Source organism: Sphingobacterium hotanense, from assembly GCF_008274825.1.
GTDB classification, from domain to species: domain Bacteria; phylum Bacteroidota; class Bacteroidia; order Sphingobacteriales; family Sphingobacteriaceae; genus Sphingobacterium; species Sphingobacterium hotanense.
The window spans coordinates 4,412,076-4,433,172 of record NZ_CP030848.1; the positions used below are offsets into that span (position 1 = coordinate 4,412,076).

Genomic DNA, 21,097 nt, shown 5'->3' on the forward strand with positions numbered 1-21,097 from the left:
AGAGCGAACATTTAGCCATTTGGCTTGTTCATTAAATGCACTGGCTGCAGAGGCATAAATCAAAGATTTACATGAAAAGGACATTAATAATAGGAACTTACCTTCCGAGGCAATGTGGAATTGCAACATTTAGTCATGATTTGTACAAATCATTAGTTGAGAACGGGAAAGAGGCGGAGATTATGGCTATTTCCAATGGCTCGGAACAAAACTTTCCGAAGCAGGTGGTCTATTCTGTACAGCAGCACGAAAAGGAAGAATATATTTCTGCGGGCGATTGGATCAATCAAAATGACTACGATTGCTGTATCTTACAGCATGAATTTGGAATTTTTGGAGGATCTGCCGGCGATCACATTTTGCCTTTGTTGGAACAACTTACTATTCCTATTATCAGTAATCTACATACCGTGTTGGATTCTCCATCAGTCGATGAAAAGCGCGTGATTAAGCGATTAGCGGAGTTGAGCAGCAAGATTACGGTGATGACCGATCGCGCTATCCGTGTTTTAACGGACGTCTATCATATCCCTCGTTCCAAGATCAAGTTAATTCCTCACGGTGTGCCGGATTTTCAAATAACCGCAGAAGAGGCGAAGGAGTATTTAGGTTTGGAGGGAAAGACCGTGATGCTATCTTTTGGTCTGTTGGGGAGAAGTAAAGGCTATGAGGTGGCAATTGAAGCCGTTTCGAAGATTAAAGATGATAATTTCTTGTACATCATCCTTGGGGCGACGCATCCAAACGTATTGCTGCATGAGGGCGAAAGTTATAAGAACGAATTGATACAACAGGCGGCCAGCCTTGGTTTGAGCGGGAAGGTTATGTTCGTTAATAAGTATGCAAGCGATGCGCTTTTGCAGATTTATTTAAAAGCATGTGATATTTATGTCACGCCTTATCCGAATGTAAACCAGATGAGCAGTGGCACCCTTACCTTTGCTTTAGGCGCTGGTGCCGCAGTCCTGTCCACACCGTATTGGTATGCAAAAGATCTGTTAGCGGATGACCGCGGCTGCTTATTTGATTTCAATGATTCCGAAGGGCTTGCAGAGTGCCTAAATCGCTTATTGAGCAACCCATTATTAATGAATTCTTACAGAAATCGTGCATTAGCCTATGGAAAGAAAATGTCTTGGCCAAATGTGGGCAAGCAGCAGATTGAATTGATTCGTAGCTTAATGCCTAAGGAAACCAGCGGAGTGGTGAAAGCATTAACGGTTAAGAATGAATTTACTCAGTTGCTCCCGCTAAAACATCAATCGCAACGTAGAACAGCAAACAACTAGAAAGGGATTATAGATATTGAATAAAGAAGATATAAATCAGGAAGTTGAGCGCTTTTTCGAGGCGGTACCTCGTTTGGATTTACGATATATCGAGAAGATAAGTAGCCCGACAGGAATCTATCAGCATGCTTTATATAATATTCCTGACTATAGACATGGATATTGTCTGGACGATAATTGCCGGGCAATGCTTTTGTTTGTACTAGCGGATCAGTATGGTCATCCGACTTTGGAACATCCACTTTTTCGAGCTTACCTCTCGTTTATCGCATACTCCCAACAGGACGACGGGAGGTTTCGTAATTTTATGTCTTATGATCTTCGATTTCTCGAAGATGTAGGCTCCGATGATAGTGTTGGTCGCTGTATTTGGTCTTTAGGTGTGCTATTGGCCAATGAACGGTTTTCGGCCTATCATCCATTAGCGTTCGATCTTTTTAATCGTTCCATACCCCACTTCTCAGGCTTTCGATCCGTTCGAGCGGTCGCTTATCTGATTTTGGGACTAGTAGACGCGCTAGCATACAGGCCCAATGACGGACAGTATTTAGAGAAATTGCAGGATCTATCGACTTTTTTGGTAAATGAGTATCGGGCATGTGCGACTGACAACTGGCGTTGGTATGAAGAGATAATTTCCTATGATAATGCGGTTGTTCCTCTGAGTTTGATTCGCGCCGCCCGGTTGCTTAGAAAAAAGGATTGGGAAGAAATCGGTCTAGAAAGTTTCCATTTTTTGGATAAAATATTATTTCGAGAGAGCCATCTTTCGATTGTTGGTAATGAGGGTTGGTATAGAAGAGGCGAGGAACCAAGTGTATTTGGTCAGCAACCTATTGAGGTTCCCTCGATTATGTTACTGTATCAGGAGGTATATAGTTTGGATGGGAGAGAAGTCTGGTTGGAGAAGGCGAATATGGCCTTTCTGTGGTATTTAGGGAAGAATGATATGGGAAGGAGTTTATATAATCCGGTGGAAGGCTCTTGTTATGACGGGTTGGAATCTTATGGAGTAAATAAGAACCAAGGTGCCGAAAGTAACTTGGCTTTTTGGATGAGTTATTTGTTGGTGCGGCGGTCGCATGGATAAAAAACCAACTTGGGCTAAACTTCATAAGGTCATTTTCATTACTGAGCCAATCGACTTGAACCGTTGCTTATAATTCCTTCATTTGGATACATACTCATTTAATACAATCGATAGCGTGGCTTTCCTTTGATAGCGCTTATACCCAAACGAAATCGGGCGTTCTATTTCATGTTAGCAGGGAGGTGAAGAAGTTATTGGGGGTTCGGGGTCAAACTCTTCTAAACTTTAAATGGATACAAATTTCGCCCCATGCTTTGCGGTCGCTATTCATCTGGATGAATATTCCTTTGTACTCTCCAAATGCTTCATTAGTCCTCTATTCACGAGCCTTCTTACAAAAACTTTCCTACACAGCCCCTATTCTCAACATAACTTGCCTAAGAAGATGTTTGAATGAATTTTTATACGGAAATGCCAATACGCGGCAAGAATATCATACGCTATTCTTCCAATTAATGTAGCAACCGATGCGAACCAAAGCTTAGACTATGAAGAAATCTACAGAGGTAAACTTCAAGTCCAATTAATTTTAAGCGCGCGAAGCCAATAAGAACATGTCATGTAAAAAATTATATAACCTGCTAACAAAGCTAGTATACGTTAGACCAATATTATACAGCCAATCTTCCAATGAAACCCTTTGCTTAGGCAAGCCATATACGACTTTAAAATCATTTCGGTTTGATAAAGATATGCTTGACGCTTTCGTTATTGGTATCACGCTCATCGATAGCAAACTTCTTCGTGTCTTTTATCAGCGGCAATAGCTTTTGAAAGCCATAATTTCGGGGGTCGAAATCAGGTTTCTTCTTGAGGATATAATTTCCTAGATGCGCTAAGAATGTCCATCCCGTCTCATCCGCCAAATCATTCACACTTTCCGTTAATATTCTAATGGTTTCTTTGTCCACTTTGCTGATCGGTTCTTCCTTCTTCGCTCGTCGCGCCGTTGTAGCCCTTGCTGAAGGTTTCTCTACCTTTTCCGCAGTCGCCTTCAAAATTTCTAAATAAATAAACTTGTCACAGGCCGAAATAAAAGGTTTTGGCGTCTTTTTCTCGCCAAAGCCGATCACACGCATGCCTGCCTCTCGTAGTCGGGTCGCTAATCGCGTAAAATCGCTGTCACTAGAAACAATGCAGAAACCAGTAACCTTTTCCGAATACAAGATATCCATCGCGTCAATGATCATCGCGCTATCGGTAGAATTCTTGCCTATCGTGTAACTGTATTGCTGAATTGGGGTAATCGCATTTTCCAATAACACCGCTTTCCATCCGGAAACTCTGGAGGTCGTCCAATCCGCATAGATTCTTTTGATGGTGGGAGTCCCATTTTTCGCAATTTCTTCCAGCATCTCTTTCACGTTGGAATAAGGAACATTATCCGCGTCGATCAATACCGCCAATTTATCTTCTTTCATCGAGTACCTCTTTAGTTTATCGGATGACTTCTAACAGCATAAGCAATTTACAAATAAATGCACGCTTGAGAAAGACATTCTCAAATAATAAAAAAGTCTAAATAATTAATGCGAAGCGTACCGGCCTCTCTTTGCTCTACTCCTCGTTCAAAGAGCGGATTCCATCCCTGTTTAATTTCGCACGAACAAGAGTTCTTATATCTAGCTGAAAACAATATTGTTAAGGGAAACATATGATAATTGACTCGATGTTCCCTGAATTTTTGGTATTTCACAGCACGCCACATCCAGCCTCAAAACTCGATTAAGCCATCACGCTCATCAATCATAAGGCAAGTAAATTCTGAGTAATAAAAATGGGACAAGTTTATTTTTCTAAACTTACCCCAAGTAGTGAACCCGCTGGTGCAAAACTCGAACCATTTATTAGAAGATTTGAGGAGATTGAATAAGTTGAAAAAAGATGTAATCCAAAATGAAAACTGTGAATTCCTTTCGGCTTCTAAGCATAAATTAATTTGAAAAAGAAAACTGATATAGAGAAAATGAGGAGGAGTGAAAACATAAAATCAATTTTGTTTTTTCTTGATGAGTTGAAAATTTAATAGGGAAATTTTATAGAGAGATTACTGGCGAATTCTGAAACTATTTGAAAGATTTTGAAATGGTTTGTTATTTATAAATTTTTTAAAAATAATTATAGTTAGATAAAAAGCTACATTGTATTATCTCTTATGTTTTTTATATTGAATTATTGTAATAGATTTGAAGCATTTATGTATAGCTATCTTTAATATATATGATTAAATTTATACGTTTTTTCAATCTTCATTATGGTGAGGACGAGAAGGAAAAGGTCTTGGAAAATGTTATTTCCAATATTTCTTTTCGTGGAGCAAACCTTTGGATATTGGCTTGTGCCATCGTCATTGCTTCTGTAGGTTTAAATGTTAATTCAACTGCTGTTATTATCGGAGCAATGCTTATTTCGCCCTTAATGGGGCCTATTGTAGGCGCAGGATTCGCATTAGGAACATATGACTTTGATTTGTTGAAGAAATCCGCTAAAAACCTTGCTATCGCTACTGCAGTTAGTTTACTGGTTTCTTTTTTATATTTTCTATTAAGTCCATTTAAGGAAGCGCAGTCAGAACTCCTAGCGCGTACCTCTCCAAATATCTATGATGTGCTGATTGCCTTTTTTGGAGGTTTGGTCGGCGTTATTGCCATTACACGGAAAGAGAAAGGCAATCCCATTCCAGGTGTCGCGATTGCAACAGCATTAATGCCTCCTCTTTGTACTGCTGGTTACGGCCTTGCTATTGGAAATTTCAGTTATTTTGGAGGAGCAATTTACCTTTATACAATTAACTGTTTTTTTATTTGTATATCCACTTTCCTGATTGTCAAACTGCTTAAATATCCTAAGGTAAAATTTGTAGATACCTTACGTGAAAAGAGAATTACTCGAACGATTTCTGCACTTATTGTTATTATGCTTGTTCCTAGCTTTTACTTGGCTTATAGTCTTTTGCAGGAACGTAAGTTTGTCCAACAGGTTAACGCTTTTATCGAAAATGAATTTACCAATAAAGGGTATACACTAATTTATGAAAAGACGCACTTTAACAATAGAGCCAAAAAAATTGAACTAGCCTTTCTTGATAAGCGATTCGGCAACGATGAAATTAAAGATCTTCAAGCCCGTTTGGGTAGCTACCGTCTTGACGGAACTGAGTTACTAATTCGGCAGGATACCAGCGACTTGAAAGGGGATATTCTTGCTGAAATACAAAAGCAATCACAGCATGTTTCTGAGAAAGACATTACGATTCAGAACCTCCGAAATGAGCTAGCAGCTTATACATTTAAAGATAGAGAAACCATTAAAGAGATTACCGCTCTGTACCCTGACCTTGCTCCATTTTCAATTGGTAAGCAGACTGTTTTCGTGAATGCCGATAGCAGCTTCAATAGGACGGTACTACTGTATGATGCTGATAAAGAGCTCCCGAAAGAACAATTAAATCGCTTGTCGTCTTGGCTTAGTGTGAAGTTGAAATCAGACAGCGTCTTGGTCATGCAAAGTGCTGATTGATCGTTGTGCTAATTTAGACCAGTACAGTTGACCTTATTGCAAGGGAGGGGACACCTATTATGGCAAAATTATTCAATGGAAAATTTGGTCAATATTTTGCTTTTTTTCTAAATATTGAATTTGTTTTTGGTGAATTTTTATTCTATGGTTTGATAATTAACTTAAGATGGTTTGCTTTTTCTTTACGTGAAACATAGATGTGTTACGTAAATGCGCAAAACGATCTACTAGATCTTTTATGATTTGGGTCAAGCCAAGACTATCCTCGTCTTGTAGTAATGGGTTTATACAGTGAAGAGGAAAGTTAATCTGGCACTTGCTGAATTTTAAGTGGAAAATATCTGACAATGAAAGAAAATAGGCGGATTTGTACCCTGATGGTTTCAATTTTTATTGCGATATCTACTTTTGTGATGATTTGGCAATGCTTAAAGTATCTATTTAACTAAAATCAACATACGCTTTATTAAATCCCTAAACATTTCTTTAATTATTCGCGTTAAAATGTGTTTTCACTGTTATTTATAATAAAAAAATCATCGCCCAATTGATTATAGAACGATGATTAATAAAATGAGAATTACTTTCTTTTCTTAGATTGAATAGTTATCGTTTATTTAATTGCGGTTCTAGAGATAGCGTTCCAGTTTTTTCCAGACCTCAAAACTAAATATCCAACCACACCCGCGAGCAGCGAAGTGAGCAGAATTGCTAATTTTGCTTCCGCGATATGAATGACAGATTCAAAGGATAGTAAAGCGATAAAAATAGACATGGTAAAGCCTATACCAGCTAATAACCCAACTCCAAGAATATGTCTCCAAGTTGAATTTTCGGGTAATGTAGACAGCTTTAATTTTTGACATAGAAAAGCGGTGAGTAAAATCCCGATAGGTTTACCTAATAATAAGCCTAGGGATATTCCCAATCCCAAAGATGAAGTTAAGCCCTGTACCATAGAACTTTCTAAGGTAATATTTGTATTTGCGAAGGCAAAGATAGGGATGATTAAAAGGTTAACCGGTTTTACCAATGCATGCTCCAGTCGTTCTAACGGTGATTCTATGTCCGTGTCGTTGGTAGGGATGGTCAAGGCTACTAATACACCTGCTATAGTTGCATGAATACCCGAGTGATGAACAAAATACCATACAAAAACCCCTGGAATTAAATAAAGGTAAGGATTTTGTATGTTTAGTCTGTTCATAGCGATTAATACGGCTAATGCTATTGCGGCATAACCAAGGTACGTTGTCTCGATACCCGACGAATAGAAAAACGCAATGACTAAAATCGCGATAAGGTCGTCAACAATGGCTAATGCAGCTAAAAATATTTTCAGACTAGCTGGCACCTTGTTGCCGAGCAAACTGATTACGGCTAGAGCGAATGCGATATCTGTCGCCATTGGAATTCCCCATCCCGACGCGGCCTCAGATCCGGCGTTCAAGCTTAAATAGACTAATGCTGGAACAACAGCTCCCCCCAATGCGCACAATATGGGTAGAGAGGCTTTCTTAGGTGAAGATAGTTCTCCTTCGACAATTTCTCGTTTGATTTCCAGCCCTACCATTAGGAAGAAGATGGCCATCAATCCATCGTTTATCCATAAGAGGATGGAATATTTCAAGTGAATCGACTCATTTTCAAATCCCAATTGTCGATCAAGTAGTTGTTGCAAAGGTTGAGCAAAACTGCTGTTGGCTACAATCATAGAAATAATGACAGCGAAAAATAGCAAGGTACCTCCTGCATTACTAGAACGGAGGAAATTTTTAAATACGTTGAGGTTAATCAATTGAGGCATAATTTATTTTTTAGATTCCCAAATAGGAACATTCGGTATATTATAGGTTTTGTTATAAAATCGAGGATTTTGACCTACGCTTTTTTGCATAGCATAATCTTGTTCTAAAAGAACTACTTTTTTATGGAGTAATAGAATTGCAAGAATGTTGAGCCAGGCCATCAACCCAACACCGATGTCGCCCAATTGCCATGCTGTAGATGCTGTCGTTATACAGCCTTGGAAAATTGAAACTAATAGCAAGAAGCGTAATCCCCAAATATATAGGCTGTTCTTTTGTTCCTGGAATAGAAAGTTAACATTTGTTTCGGCGATATAATAATACGCCATAATGGTAGTAAATGCAAAAAATGCTAAGGCAATCGCTACAAAAGAACTTCCTAATAGCGGAAAGTGGAGAGAAACGGCCATTTGGGTAAATGTGGGGCCCATTTCAATACCTTTCAAATTTTCAATGATAAAATTACCATCTGCACCCTGAACGTTGTATTGTCCCGTAAATAATATCATCAAGGCCGTGGCCGTACATACGAACAGTGTGTCGACATAAACCGAAAATCCTTGAACAAGCCCCTGTTTGAAGGGATGATCTACTTCAGCCGCCGCAGCAGCGTGCGGTGCGGTGCCTTGCCCAGCTTCGTTACTGTAAATTCCTCTCTTTACACCCCAAGAAATGGCGGCGCCTACGATACCGCCAAAGGTAGCGTCCAAACTGAAGGCAGATCGGAAAATCAGAGAAAATACGGATGGAATTTCTTGATAGTTGATGCCAATGATCACGAGTGCCATTAAAATATAAATACCTGCCATAAAAGGAACGACTAATTCAGAAACCTTCCCAATGCGTTTTACCCCTCCAACTATAATGAGTCCCATGAGAATAATTAATATCCCAGCGGTTACAAATCCTGAAGTGCCAAATGCAGTATCCATGGCTACAGCGATGCTGTTTGATTGGACGCTAGGTAATAGGAAGCCTGTGCTTACGATGGTTACAACTGCAAAAATTATAGCAAAAGCTTTGTTTTTCAAGCCATAGTGAATATAATAAGCTGGACCGCCTCGATATTCGCCATTAATTTCTTGTTTATATAGCTGACCTAATGTGGCCTCGACAATGGCTGAGGCACTCCCAACAAAGGCTATGACCCACATCCAAAATATTGCTCCTGGGCCTCCCATCCCTATGGCTGTTGCTACTCCGGCAATGTTTCCTGTTCCTACCCGGCCAGATATTGCCAAGGAAAAAGCTTGGAAAGATGAAATGCCTTTTGACGATGCTTTACCCGAGAATAATAGACGAATCATTTCATTGAGGTAGCGCAATTGAGGCAATCGGAAACGAATTGTAAAATAGGTTCCTGTCAAAAGACAGAGGTAAACCAATAATTCCGACCAAACCAACTTATAGATATTATCAACGATTTTTTGCAGTATTTCCATAGACGATGGCTGCAAAATATAAAAAGATGACCGATTAAGTAGAATTATTATATAGATTATATTTATAAAGTTTAATACCTGCAATAATATTTTGTAATTAACGTTTCAGAAATTCCTTAATGTTTCGGTTATCGCCATAAATCACAATGATTTCACCTTGTTGCAATACAGTGTCTGGTTTTGGTATTCCATGTAAGACCGTAGTCACGATCTTACTTTTTCCAATCAATGAATCGCGCTCTGTTTTTTTGAGTATGGTAAGTACCAAAATTTCATAATGTTCCCGGAACCCAATTTCTTGGATTGAACGGCCAACATACTTTTCAGGAACGACAGCTTCCACTATGCTATAATTCGAATTTAGCTCAATTTTTTTGACCAACGCTCTGCAGTTTCTTCTTCGGGATGTACGATCTCTGAAACTCCTATCGCGTTCAGAACCTTTTCATGCAGATTGTTCACCGCACGGCTGATGAGCCGTTTGACCCGTGCTTCTTTACAAAGCGCGGTGACCATGATGTTGGCTCCCTCGTTTTCTCCTATGGCCACAACGACAATATCGGTATTCTTAAGAGGGAGGGAGGTAAAAGCAACGGGATCGGACGCGTCGATTGCTATGGTATGTGTGATGTGTTCCTTCAACGCGGTAATGCGCTCAAGTTTGATGTCTACACCAATGACTTCGTTTCCCTGAGCCGTGAGTTTTATAGCCAGTGATGCCCCAAAATTTCCCAATCCTATAATGATGAATTTCATATCTTTAATTTATGGTAAGTTCTTCTTTCGCGTACCGGTAATTGGTGAATTTTACTTTCTTGAAGATTGCGATCATAATAGAAAGCATGGTAACCCGTCCAATAAACATTAAAGCAACTAATATAACTTTGCTCGCCGTGGAAAGCTTAAAGGTAATCCCTAGTGTGAGGCCTACCGTGCTATAAGCCGAGAAACATTCAAAGGCAATCTGCATCAGCGTGAACTCTTTTTCAAATGCGCTGATGTGCAAAATGCACATACCAATAATAAATAAGGAGAGAGTCATCGTGGCAAATGCTCTTTTTAGGGTTATATCTGCAATTTCCCTTCTATATATTTCCAACCGCTCTTTTCCGCGTGCCAAGCTGAGGATATTCAATACTGCAACAGCAAATGTACTGGTCTTTATACCGCCGCCCGTTGAATTAGGAGATGCTCCGATCCACATCAAAAAGATGATAAAGAGAATGCTGGGAACTTGCAGCTGCGCAAAGTCAATGCTGTTATATCCCGCCGTTCGTGGTGTACTGGCCGTAAACAATGCAGTTACCCAACGTCCAAATGTTCCGTGTTCGCTGAAAGCCGCTTCACCTTCCAGCAGCCAAAGAAGAATAGTGGCAAATACAGTGATGCCCAGGGTTGTTACTAGGTTGATCTTACTATTGATATTGATCACCCATGGTTTGTATGTATTTTGATTTTCGACATACCGTTTGATTATTCTGTTGGCCAAATGCTAGAGGTAACGCAGCAGGTTGATGACAATCGGGAAACCCAAGCCACCAATTACAAACAGCCCAATGATTATCAGTTGAAAAGGGTAGTTGAACAGGACGGACTTTTCTGCCAGTCCAAGCGGAAGGGTCGAAAATCCGGCGTTGCAAAAGGAAGAGATAGAGTGGAAAATACAAAAGAAAAGGTGTCGACCAACTCCCAAAACTTTGAATTCTGGTGTACAGATATAAAGTAAGAGTGCGCCAGCTGCCTCGATGGAGAAAGTGATGAGGATGATACGCTTTAACAACAGGAATACCTCTCCCAATTTTTCCGAGTTGGCCATGTCCCTACTGGCCAATTGGTTTTCATAGGATGACCCGCCCTTAAAGAAATAAGCAAAATAGGAGGCAAATGTCAATATTCCCAGTCCACCAAGCTGTATGAGGAACATTATGATGAGCTTACCCAAGGGAGTAAATGCAGATGCCGTATCGACCACGATCAGTCCTGTTACACATACTGCACTTGTGGCTGTAAAGAGTGCGTCGACCCAAGCGATAGGATGGGAGCTGGAAATTGGAAGGGACAACAAAAAAGTCCCCGCCATAATCAGAAAAATAAAACTGCCGGCAAAAGGTTGCGCGGGGTTGTAGAATCTCTTCAAATCTCTTCGGTTTATTCAAAGTTATAAAATCATGCTTAGTTCCCTAAAATGAAATTAATACTCTCTAATATTTGCTTATTAGTTTATTTTTACCTAACTTTATTGCTCATTAATTATTTAACGGCAGAATCCAGACCTATATTCTATTCTGCAAAAAATCCCGAAATATTGATTGAAGTAAGTGTTGTTGGCGGTGGAAGTTGGGCTACTGCTTTAGTAAAAATATTGACCGAAAATAAAATCCCAACCTATTGGTACCTTCGAAGAAAGGAGCAAGTTAAGCATATCATGGAGCATGGAAGTAATCCAAGTTATCTTCCGCAGGTTAAGCTAGATCTTTTATTTACTTTTCCATCTGATAACCTGCAGCAAGTGGTATCTCGAGCAAGAATTATCATTTTTGCTGTTCCAAGCGACGCCTTGCAACAAGTATGTAATGGCATTGACCCTTCCCTTTTTAAAAATAAGATTGTTTTATCTGCGATGAAAGGAACTGTTGGAAAGAGCAATGAAATTCCTAGTAGTTTTCTAAGCAGAACGTTGAAAATACCAATGGATGAAATCGTTTCAATTGCAGGCCCTTGCCATTCGGAAGAAATTGCAGAAAGCAAACCAACTTACCTGAGTTTATCGTGCGTAAACCAAGATACAGTTGATAAATTAAGTATGTTGTTCAGAAGACCTTACATCCAAGTTCGAAGTAACAGCGACCCAATTGGGCTCGGCTATGCATCTATTTATAAAAATGTATTGGGTATAGCTAGCGGTATGGCCAAAGGTTTAGGTTATGGAGATAATTTCATGGCAGTACTCGTTAGCAATGCTCTGTTGGAAATGCAAAATATTCTTGATTCTACACTCGGTAAGCAAAGGGAAATATTAAATTCTACTTACACAGGTGATCTGTTGGTTACCGGATATTCGAACAACAGTCGAAACCGACGTTTTGGAGAATTAATAGCCCAAGGCCACTCGGCTGAAGCAGCAGTAAATAAATTAGGAATGGTGGCTGAAGGCTACCGGGCAGCACAGGGACTTTTTGGCTATGCGAACGAGCAAGGGTTGAATTTACCTATACTGGAATCTATATATGAAATCCTATACCGAAACCAATCAGTCGAATCTAAATTTAAGGAATTGGAGGAAACATTAATATGATGCTATTAGCTACAGACTTAGACGGAACTTTTCTTGGCGGATCAATCGAAGATCGCTTAAAACTCTATCAGATTATTAAAGAAAATAAGGATATCCAATTGGTTTTTGTAACAGGGCGCGGATTGGAATCGGTTATCCCTTTGCTAAATGATCCGATAATCCCAACCCCAAATTTTATAATCGCCGACGTAGGGGCCACCATTTGTGATGGTACTACACTCACTTCTATTGATTCCATTCAACATGAAATCGAACGCAATTGGCCCTCTGTGTATGAACTTCAGGAGGATTTCAGAGGAATTCCTAGTTTAATATACCAACGAGTTCCTCAACAGCGGCGTTGTTCGTATTATTACGATACAAGTACCGATCTTGCTAAAGTTCAAAAAATTGCTGAGAAACGAGGTTGTGATGTAGTTACATCCGTGGATAAATATTTGGATATTCTTCCTAAAGGTGTAAATAAAGGAAGTACACTAAAAAAATTGGTGACTCTTTTGGGTATTCCTGCCAATAGGGTGTTGGTCGCTGGAGACACATTGAACGACCTATCTCTGTTTCATACAGAGTTTCAAGGTGTTGTCGTAGGAGAGTCGGAAATTGCACTCCTAGAAGCGACTGCTAATCTATTGAATGTATATCAGGCACGCCATGCTGGTGCTGGTGGAATTCTTGAATCCATGAAGAAAAATAAGGAATTTGCAGCCTATGTAAATGATGTCATTGAAGAACCAATTCTTCGGCAAAATTCAAATGATCGACAGCTGGTCATGGTTTACCACCGGCTTCCATATGAACGTATGATGGTCGATGGAAAAGTTAAGCAAGTTCCTCCCCAAAGCCCCAATGGCATAATCCCTTCTTTATTAGGACTCTTTGAAAAGGGGAGATCCGGCATTTGGATTGGTGAGGAAGTAGATCTGGGGGTTGGAAATAAGGATGTGAGGAATAAGGTTGATGTTGATAAATTCCCTAACCTAGATGTTTCACCTATCTCACTTTCCCAAAAGGATATTGATAAATTTTATAGGGTATTCTCCAAGGAGGCATTTTGGCCAACAATATTTTCCTTTGTCGATAAGGCTAAATTTAACCATCTGGACTGGGAACATTATTTGAAAATCAACAGATTATTTGCTAAGCGAATAGCGCAGGAAGCTGAACCTGAAGCGTTGGTTTGGATTCACGAATATAACCTGTGGATGGTTCCATCGTACTTGAAAACGATGCGTCCAGATCTCAAAATTGGTTTCTTTCATCATACGGCATTTCCTGCGGCGGATATTTTTAACACGATACCATGGAGACGGGAAATCATCGGGAGCTTGCTGATGTGTGACTTTATCAGTTTTCATATTCCGCGGTATGTCGAGAACTTTATTGATGTACTTCGCAGCCATACTCCGTTTAAGCGATTAAAAACGATAAATGTTTCCAAACAATTTCTTACATACAGCATGGCGCTTGGAGTCGAGGAGATGACCAAAATAATTTCGGTGGAAGGACGAACGATTCGATTGGGTGCACAACCGGTTGGTGTGAATTATGGACTGATAGAAGGTTTGTTAGCTAAAGAAGAAATCGCCAAGCGAATTGAAACTTACAAATTGGAGGTCGCAAATAAAGAAATCAAACGTATTGTGTCTATTGAGAGGATGGACTATGTGAAGGGGCCGTTAGAAAAGGTACTGGCCTTTGGGGAATTTCTGAAGGAATACCCAGAATTTCAAGGAAAGGTCGAACTGATCAACGTCTGTACTCCACCATCAAAGGGCATGCGTATCTATGATAAGATCAGGGATCAAGTTAATCAGGCTGTGGGAGAAATCAATGGTAAGTATGCTAGGTTGGACTGGACGCCAATCCAATATTTCTTCCAAGCACTTCCATTTGAAGAGGTTCTTATTCAGTATGCCCTGGCCGATGTGGCATGGATTACCCCGCTAAGAGACGGTCTGAACCTAGTCTCCAAAGAGTTTATCGCCACACATGGGCTCTTGAACCAGTCGGGTGTTTTGGTCCTCTCGGAATTTGCGGGAGCATCCGTCGAACTACCATATTGTGTCCCCACAAATCCATATGATCGCCGAAGCATGATTGAGTCCTTACATCAGGCTCTTACCATGCAGGAAGATGAAGCACATTTGCGAATTAAAAGGTCTCTTCAACAAATTAAGCACTATGACATTCATTACTGGGGGGAGGATTTTGTAAGAGAACTTGAGGAGAGTAACAACACTAACGAAGTTTAAAATTAAGACACATGAAAGTAGAACAATTGGAAAATGTAGAAGGTAAAATCGAGAAATTTATAGATAGTGCTATTGCATATGCTCCCATTTTAATCAGTTCATTGGTGTCCGCAGCACTGGTACTGTTCCTAGGATTATGGCTGATTCGTATGGTTCGAAAGCTAGTGGATCGGATTTTCGTGAAAAGAGATATTGAACCGAGCATTCGGACATTTCTTGGTAACTTGATTAACTGGATACTAAAAGTAATGCTCTTTATTGTGGTCGTTAGCCAATTGGGTGTGCAAACTTCGACATTTATTGCGGTGATTGGTGCGGCCGGCCTAGCAATTGGCATGTCTTTACAAGGATCATTGTCTAATTTTGCTGGCGGGGTATTGATCTTACTATTCAAACCTTTTAGAGTCGGTGATTATATCTCTTCTTCAACTGGTGTAGATGGAACGGTTAAGGTCATAGATATTTTTAACACCAAACTCGTGACGCCTCAAAATCAGTTGGTTGTCATCCCAAATGGGGAGCTCTCGAATAGTAATATTACCAACTATACTGAGCTCGGGACACGACGAACTTGGTTTGATATCGGCGTGTCGTATGAAGCTGATTTGCGAAAAGCGAAAACGATCTTATTGGACATCATAAATAAAAACGAACATGCATTTTCGGACCCTGCGCCGGATGTAGTCGTAACGAACCTTGGAGATAGTGCTATCAATCTCTCTATTCGGGTTACTACCAATAATGAAAACTTCTGGACGATGCAGGAGCAGCTTATCATCAGCTGTAAAGAAGCTCTTGACAATGCAGGTATTGAGATACCCTTTCCGCAAGCAGATATCCATTTCAAGCAGAATTAACGGTAGATAAATTACTTGTCGCTTAAATCCGATATTTTTTAAAGTCCGTACAATTGGTAATTCATACTAATCTAAAAATTGAAAACATTTGAATTGCCTTTCAGGGCTGAACGAATAGTTTTGGAAAGAAGATTAACGACTTGGCAGTAGTCGGAACAGAGATTAAAGACTTAGTGGCTTCCACCTTAAAAAAGGTCGCAGACATTGATAGACGCTATGAAAACGGCGATATTGAAGAAAAAAGGCTTATAGTGGTTTCGATGTTCCCCGAATTTTTGGAATTTGACGGAACAAGACATCAAACTCCAAGACGAAATTCTGCGATTGCTCTTATTTATCAGAATAACAGCAAGTTACAGGGTAAAAAAAATGGGACAAGTCTATCGTTTTTAGACTTGTCCCGAGAAGTGACCCCGCTGAGGCTCGAACTCAGGACCCACAGATTAAGAGTCTGTTGCTCTACCAACTGAGCTACGAAGTCAATTAACACTTCAAAGGTACAAGACCTCGCAAAAAAATCAAATAAATAATCATATTTTTTGCCGAATCGACATCCCTCCCTACATCACTTTCTCCACCGTTTCCCTTACCTTCAACATATCTGATTGCTGACCCTCACAATCCTGCACTCCTTCCGGATACTTATCTGCGATAAACTCATTAAAGTCCTTGCAGTTTCTAAAAAAATTAAACTCTTGCGCTTTAAAATCCCAAACGATGCCTTTCCCTTTGATCGCGCTTTGCACTATTGCAGCACAACCTACACCGCCAAGCCAATATCCCAATCCCTGTTTCCAAGAATTTGCTAGCTCCAGCTCGATATACAGATAATTCTCCCCACCAAATAACACGGGCACGAAAGAAGCAGGAAAATTAGTCGTCTGCGATTTATCCTCCTTATTTCTGCTCAGCAGCGCCGTAGCTGCCTGAATTTATAACTTCTCTGGATAAGAAACAGCAAACATCTTTCCAAGCTTCTTATCCCTTTCTTTGTGATAGAAAAAGCATTGGCCGTGTATCGTATCGATCACCCCAAGCTTATTCCAAAACAAACTTTTCGGTATCAATCAACCTATTACCAACACACTTTGGCTGTTTAGCTGGAGCTCGATTACCTTCACTTCAGAAAAGAAATCAGAAGGTAGAAACGTTCGCTGCATCCGCGCAACAACCAACCCCAATTCATAGTTTTCTTACTAAGGACATTTCTACTAATGAACTGCCCTCTATGACTCCTTTTTTTTAATAGTTATTTTATTCAACAACCTCAATCTCTTTTGTCGCCGTATTTGTTCTTCCGAACATATCCACCGCTTCAATTGCAATGCTATGCTTTCCGGCTTTTAGTTTCGGTAAATCCAACTTCCAAAGGTGTGCAGATTTCACTGCATTGCTCGGTCTTCTTCCGGGAACTAAAACAGTTGCCCCATCGTAAACCAGCAACTCTTTCATATAAGCAGGATCTTCTGCTTCGATTCTTTGCATCGTTTTCCACTCCTTATTATCGATTCGATAGCGAATCTGATCATTTGCAGAACCTAAGAAGAAATTTGCAAAAACCGAATAACGGCCAGTGTACTTCTGTTTAACAACGGAAGGACCGAATAAGGCGATTGCATAATCATCCGCCTGATCGACCACTTTATAGCTGAACGTGTACTTATTATCATCGATCGCTAATATCGCATACCCCTTTGGTGTACCATCGCGCATTGTCGAAGTAGGAATACCCTTTGCATTCAAGATACCGGAATACCAGTCGCCCGAAGTCGTCCCTACATTATACTCATGATGCGGCTTCTCACCTTTCCAACCATGTTTTTCGGTATAGAAATTCTGCTGCTGATAATGGGTATGAGCAGACAGGGAAAGCGTATTTGCATATGGCGCTAACAGATCGAACAAGCGCTGTCTGTCCTCATTGCGGAAAGAAGCATTGTTCTCCACATTCAAAGGAATATGAAATGCCAATACGATCAACTTATCCTTCGGAACCTGTTTCAAGTTGTTCTCCACAAAATCCAATTGATCCGCACGCAGACCACCCTGATAGCCCTTGCCAGTTTTAGGATGCGGATAGATGATATTATCCAACACGATAAAATGCGCATTTCCAACGTTGAATGCATAATTCGCCGGTCCAAAAGCACGCTCAAATCCTTCATCCGCTAAGGAGTCCTGTTCCACGTCATAGTTCATATCATGGTTTCCCATCACATTAAACCATGGCAGCCCCATCTGTCCGATCGCCTGCTGATATCCAGGATGCAAGGTCAAATTATCGCCTACCAAATCCCCTAAGCTGATTCCAAATAAAGGGCCTTTCTTTTGATTAGCCTCCTTAACAACGCCATTCAGGAAATAACCTAATTCATCATCATTATAAGCCTGTGGATCACCAAAAACAAAGGCTGAGAAAGACTTAGGTTCCTCCTGTTTTTTCAATCCAAAATCTATCGCTTTCGGAAGGGGCCCTGTCGGTGCTACCCCCGCATATTTTAACTGAGGCGAGCCCTGTGGCTTATGGATATAGTAAAACTTCGGCAAGTTGTTCTGATCCAAAGGCAAAGCATAACCCGAAGGCTTAATCACAAAAATAATGTTGTCGTTCTGTACCGGAAGCTCGTATTTCCCGTTCTTGTCAGTCAATACCACCTCACGGCCATTACTCACACTGACCCCCTGCAATCCAGCCTCTTTTCTATCCTGACGACCATTGCCATTTTCGTCTACATAGACCGTCCCCTTTGCAAAATCCTGTCCTACGGCTGTCCCATATAAAAGACATGCCAACAAGGACCAATATAGTTTTTTCATATTTCTTGGTTGTTGATAGGGCAAAACTAGGCTTCTAGGTTTAACAAGGGATTATGCGAATGTTAAATTAGATTTTAGACATGAAATATTAGACAGTTGACACACCCATGCATTCTTCATTTCCTGATTCAGACAAAACATTTTTTTTCACCCCTTTAGCCAAGAAGGAAGGATAGAAGAATAGACACGATAGAGTCTTAAATTTAATGTCTAATGTTTCAAATCTAATTTCTCATATCTAAAATCTGCCCCAGGTGTCTTTTTTACACTAAGCAGGGAATTGCTAATGATTTTTATTCTACCTTTGTCGAAATTTTAATACAAATGACAAGCTTATCACCTAGCAGTCAACTGATAACCACTTCTGAAAAAAGTAGAATCCGTCTTGCTGTTGCTTTATTTTATTTTGGTCAGGGGTTGGGATTTGCGTCTTGGGCAAGCCGTATTCCGACGATCAAAACAGCGCTGGGACTTTCGGAAGCACAGCTGGGAACCATCCTTTTGATGTTGCCTATTGGGCAGCTGATCACCATGCCCCTCTCGGCGGCGATGGTCAATCGCTTTGGAAGTAAATTGGTGCTTCCTTTCGTTGCAATTATTTATGCCTTGATTCTGATTCCTATTGCCTTATCGCCGAATGCCTGGTATTTGGGGGCATCCCTTTTCTTGTATGGGGTAGCGGGCAACGTATGTAATATCTCGGTGAATACGCAGGGCGTATTGGCGGAAGATATGTACGGCAAGTCGATTATGTCCTCTTTCCATGGGGCCTGGAGCTTGGCAGGATTTACGGGCGCCTTGATCGGGCTGCTGATGACGAATATCGGTTTTAATACGCTGACCCACTTCCTGATCATCGTGGCGCTATTAATTGTCAATATCTTGTGGAACCGTCCATACTTGCTGGCGGAGCAAAATAAAACAGAAACAGGCGAGCGGAAGACAAAATACAAACCCGACGCAGTCATTATACAATTGGGGATTATCGCCTTTCTTTCTATGGCTACCGAGGGCGCCATGTTCGACTGGAGTGGTGTTTATTTCCATGATGTGGTGAAGGCACCGGAGGAATTGGTTATTCTGGGTTATGCTTCCTTTATGATCATGATGGCTACGGGCCGCTTTATCGGCGACTTTGTGGTAGGACGATTCGGCAGACAGCGTACCTTACAGGTATCGGGCATCCTGATGTTCGTGGGGATGTTAGCCTCCGTGATATTTCCGAATCTATGGGTCGGTACGTTAGCGTTTATGCTGGTCGGATTAGGCGTTGCCTGTAATGTTCCTACCGTGTATTCTGTTGCCGGCAAACATAAGAGCATCCCTGCCGGCGTAGCTTTAGCGATGGTTTCCAGTATTTCGTTCCTGGGCTTCCTAATGGGGCCGCCTTTGATCGGTTATATTGCCGAGCTGTTCAGCCTACGCTATTCATTTGCGTTGTTTTCGATCTTCGGCCTTTTGATGTTCATCATGTGCAGCCGGCTGAAAATCTTCAAAAACCAATAATCAGGGTTTTACAGCCTTTAATTTGGCTAGTTCCTTTTTCGATATTTTTAACACTGTGCCATGCCGAATACCCTTCGGCATGCTTAGTTTATCGGAAACATCCTTCCAGTTCTTTAAATCCGTAGACTGTATCATCCCGAACTTTTTGTCTACATATTTGTCAAAGTAAATCGACCAAACGCCATTCTCAAACGATACTGTTGGGCCTTCGGCCCAATAATCGCCAGTAATAGGCTTGCTTGCTTCGCCATAAGGTCCCTCGAGCTCGTCTGCAAAAGCCAGTTTCAGATTCTTTTCCGCGGGCTCTCGAGTTTCATCCTTCAATACCATCATCCATTTGTCTTTATAGGGAAGAATTGTTGCGTCAATGGAATTGAATCCCGGATCGTAAAGCAGATGTGTCTCTGTAAAGGTTTTGAAGTTCGAGGTCGTGGTATAATACATTCGGTGGTTATAGCCGTTATCGGCATTGATCTGTGTTTCCGGAAAGGCTCCGGCAATTGTGGTCGCCCAATAGATCAAGTACAGGTTGTTTTGCGGATCGTAGGTTATCTCAGGTGCCCAGGTGTTGCGAGCCTGTTCCTCATGCTCCATAACCGGTATATAAGTCTGCTCAGACCAATGTATCAAATCATCCGAATGGGCATAGCCTATCCCTTTTTGCGTCCAGCTCACTGTCCATACCATGTGGAACTTTCCGTCGCCGCCGCGAATAATACAAGGGTCGCGCATCAACTTATCGGGGCTTAATTGTGGAGCTAGAAAGGACTGGTCATTTTTAAGCGCCGTCCATTCCAAGCCGTCCTCGCTATAAGCTAGGTGCAGACCGTCTTCACCATTTCCTTTAAAATAAGAAAAGACAAAGGCCGAATCCTGGGTTTGCGATTTCACGTTTGCAGCAAACAGAGCCAAGCAGGCTATGCAAAGGAATTTAAGTTTCATGTTGGGCGGTTTTAAAGGTTGATAAACAAATATATCGAAAAGCTTGCTTGTTTCACCTTACAACCGACATTTTCTACTGTATACCCCCTTCATTACAAGATTTAAAGACGTCTTTTAATTTCTAGCGGGAAATAAAACAACCGAATGAGAAATGGAACGCTGGAGAAAAGGCCATAACAAGATTACGAATTCGGTTTTTCAGCTAACACGACACAATACATTAGAGAACTGACGCGTATATATCCAACTATAATAACCCGATTATAACAGCGGGGTTCAC

Annotated in this window: 15 protein-coding genes, 1 tRNA gene and 1 pseudogene; 7 read left to right on the forward strand and 10 right to left on the reverse strand. The window is 40.8% G+C overall.

Features of this window, described 5'->3' with window-relative positions:
• Window positions 1-71: 71 nt before the first annotated feature.
• Window positions 72-1,289, forward strand: coding sequence for a glycosyltransferase family 4 protein (locus DSM08_RS18625; RefSeq protein ID WP_187773917.1), 1,218 nt, complete (start codon window positions 72-74; stop codon window positions 1,287-1,289).
• Between the two features lie 16 nt (window positions 1,290-1,305).
• Window positions 1,306-2,379: a hypothetical protein gene (locus DSM08_RS18630; protein ID WP_149527546.1), complete on the forward strand. Its 1,074-nt coding sequence runs from the start codon at window positions 1,306-1,308 to the stop codon at window positions 2,377-2,379.
• A gap of 671 nt (window positions 2,380-3,050) precedes the next feature.
• On the opposite strand, the gene DSM08_RS18635 is transcribed toward DSM08_RS18630, so the two are convergent.
• Window positions 3,051-3,800, reverse strand: a complete 750-nt coding sequence (locus DSM08_RS18635) for an NYN domain-containing protein (protein ID WP_149527547.1) — start codon at window positions 3,798-3,800, stop codon at window positions 3,051-3,053.
• A gap of 859 nt (window positions 3,801-4,659) precedes the next feature.
• On the opposite strand from DSM08_RS18635, the gene DSM08_RS18640 reads away from it, so the two are divergent.
• Entirely contained in the window at window positions 4,660-5,898 is a 1,239-nt protein-coding gene (locus tag DSM08_RS18640; RefSeq protein WP_246172360.1) for a DUF389 domain-containing protein, read from the forward strand.
• A gap of 613 nt (window positions 5,899-6,511) precedes the next feature.
• Here DSM08_RS18640 and nhaA read toward each other — a convergent pair.
• The 5 genes and pseudogenes from nhaA to DSM08_RS19315 form a co-directional block, all read right to left on the reverse strand.
• A complete protein-coding gene (gene nhaA / locus DSM08_RS18645; RefSeq protein ID WP_149527549.1) occupies window positions 6,512-7,705 on the reverse strand; it encodes a Na+/H+ antiporter NhaA in 1,194 nt (397 codons plus the stop codon).
• 3 nt (window positions 7,706-7,708) lie between these two features.
• Window positions 7,709-9,232: an alanine/glycine:cation symporter family protein gene (locus DSM08_RS18650; RefSeq protein WP_246172362.1), complete on the reverse strand. Its 1,524-nt coding sequence runs from the start codon at window positions 9,230-9,232 to the stop codon at window positions 7,709-7,711.
• A 13-nt stretch (window positions 9,233-9,245) separates the two neighbouring features.
• Window positions 9,246-9,491 (reverse strand): TrkA C-terminal domain-containing protein, encoded by a 246-nt coding sequence (locus DSM08_RS19490; protein ID WP_223110840.1) that lies wholly within the window; start codon window positions 9,489-9,491, stop codon window positions 9,246-9,248.
• A gap of 17 nt (window positions 9,492-9,508) precedes the next feature.
• Entirely contained in the window at window positions 9,509-9,904 is a 396-nt protein-coding gene (locus DSM08_RS19220) for a potassium channel family protein (protein ID WP_223110841.1), read from the reverse strand.
• Window positions 9,905-9,908: 4 nt separating this feature from the next.
• Window positions 9,909-11,285: pseudogene (locus DSM08_RS19315) on the reverse strand (TrkH family potassium uptake protein).
• A gap of 48 nt (window positions 11,286-11,333) precedes the next feature.
• On the opposite strand from DSM08_RS19315, the gene DSM08_RS18665 reads away from it, so the two are divergent.
• The 3 genes from DSM08_RS18665 to DSM08_RS18675 are packed head-to-tail and all read left to right on the forward strand — an operon-like array spanning window position 11,334 to window position 15,552.
• Complete coding sequence (locus DSM08_RS18665; RefSeq protein ID WP_149527550.1) at window positions 11,334-12,443, forward strand: NAD(P)H-dependent glycerol-3-phosphate dehydrogenase; 1,110 nt, start codon at window positions 11,334-11,336, stop codon at window positions 12,441-12,443.
• Window positions 12,440-14,695, forward strand: a complete 2,256-nt coding sequence (gene ggpS, locus DSM08_RS18670) for a glucosylglycerol-phosphate synthase (protein ID WP_246172364.1) — start codon at window positions 12,440-12,442, stop codon at window positions 14,693-14,695. Before DSM08_RS18665 ends, ggpS begins: the two co-directional genes overlap by 4 nt.
• Before the next feature lie 11 nt (window positions 14,696-14,706).
• Window positions 14,707-15,552 (forward strand): mechanosensitive ion channel family protein, encoded by an 846-nt coding sequence (locus tag DSM08_RS18675; RefSeq protein ID WP_149527551.1) that lies wholly within the window; start codon window positions 14,707-14,709, stop codon window positions 15,550-15,552.
• Window positions 15,553-15,960: 408 nt separating this feature from the next.
• Here DSM08_RS18675 and DSM08_RS18685 read toward each other — a convergent pair.
• The 3 genes from DSM08_RS18685 to DSM08_RS18695 form a co-directional block, all read right to left on the reverse strand.
• A tRNA-Lys gene (locus tag DSM08_RS18685) sits at window positions 15,961-16,033 on the reverse strand.
• Between the two features lie 79 nt (window positions 16,034-16,112).
• Window positions 16,113-16,409: a hypothetical protein gene (locus DSM08_RS18690; protein WP_149527552.1), complete on the reverse strand. Its 297-nt coding sequence runs from the start codon at window positions 16,407-16,409 to the stop codon at window positions 16,113-16,115.
• Between the two features lie 397 nt (window positions 16,410-16,806).
• The gene (locus DSM08_RS18695; protein WP_149527553.1) at window positions 16,807-18,369 is read right to left on the reverse strand and encodes a calcineurin-like phosphoesterase C-terminal domain-containing protein; all 1,563 of its coding nucleotides are present in this window, start codon (window positions 18,367-18,369) and stop codon (window positions 16,807-16,809) included.
• Between the two features lie 324 nt (window positions 18,370-18,693).
• Here DSM08_RS18695 and DSM08_RS18700 point away from each other — a divergent pair, with 324 nt between their 5' ends.
• Window positions 18,694-19,875 carry an MFS transporter gene (locus DSM08_RS18700; protein WP_149527554.1) on the forward strand — a complete coding sequence of 394 codons (1,182 nt, stop codon included), beginning with the start codon at window positions 18,694-18,696 and terminating at the stop codon, window positions 19,873-19,875.
• Here the strand turns inward: DSM08_RS18700 and DSM08_RS18705 are convergent, their stop codons facing one another.
• Window positions 19,876-20,817, reverse strand: a complete 942-nt coding sequence (locus DSM08_RS18705; protein ID WP_149527555.1) for a glycoside hydrolase family 43 protein — start codon at window positions 20,815-20,817, stop codon at window positions 19,876-19,878.
• Window positions 20,818-21,097 lie beyond the last annotated feature (280 nt).

Excerpts from the sequence above, each read along its gene's own strand:
- DSM08_RS18695 (WP_149527553.1), bottom strand. The coding sequence starts at position 18,369 with ATGAAAAAACTATATTGGTCCTTGTTGGCATGTCTTTTATATGGGACA.
- DSM08_RS18700 (WP_149527554.1), top strand. The coding sequence starts at position 18,694 with ATGACAAGCTTATCACCTAGCAGTCAACTGATAACCACTTCTGAAAAA.
- DSM08_RS18625 (WP_187773917.1), top strand. The coding sequence starts at position 72 with ATGAAAAGGACATTAATAATAGGAACTTACCTTCCGAGGCAATGTGGA.
- DSM08_RS18675 (WP_149527551.1), top strand. The coding sequence starts at position 14,707 with ATGAAAGTAGAACAATTGGAAAATGTAGAAGGTAAAATCGAGAAATTT.
- DSM08_RS18665 (WP_149527550.1), top strand. The coding sequence starts at position 11,334 with ATGAAATTAATACTCTCTAATATTTGCTTATTAGTTTATTTTTACCTA.
- DSM08_RS19220 (WP_223110841.1), bottom strand. The coding sequence starts at position 9,904 with ATGAAATTCATCATTATAGGATTGGGAAATTTTGGGGCATCACTGGCT.
- DSM08_RS18705 (WP_149527555.1), bottom strand. The coding sequence starts at position 20,817 with ATGAAACTTAAATTCCTTTGCATAGCCTGCTTGGCTCTGTTTGCTGCA.
- ggpS (WP_246172364.1), top strand. The coding sequence starts at position 12,440 with ATGATGCTATTAGCTACAGACTTAGACGGAACTTTTCTTGGCGGATCA.
- nhaA (WP_149527549.1), bottom strand. The coding sequence starts at position 7,705 with ATGCCTCAATTGATTAACCTCAACGTATTTAAAAATTTCCTCCGTTCT.
- DSM08_RS18635 (WP_149527547.1), bottom strand. The coding sequence starts at position 3,800 with ATGAAAGAAGATAAATTGGCGGTATTGATCGACGCGGATAATGTTCCT.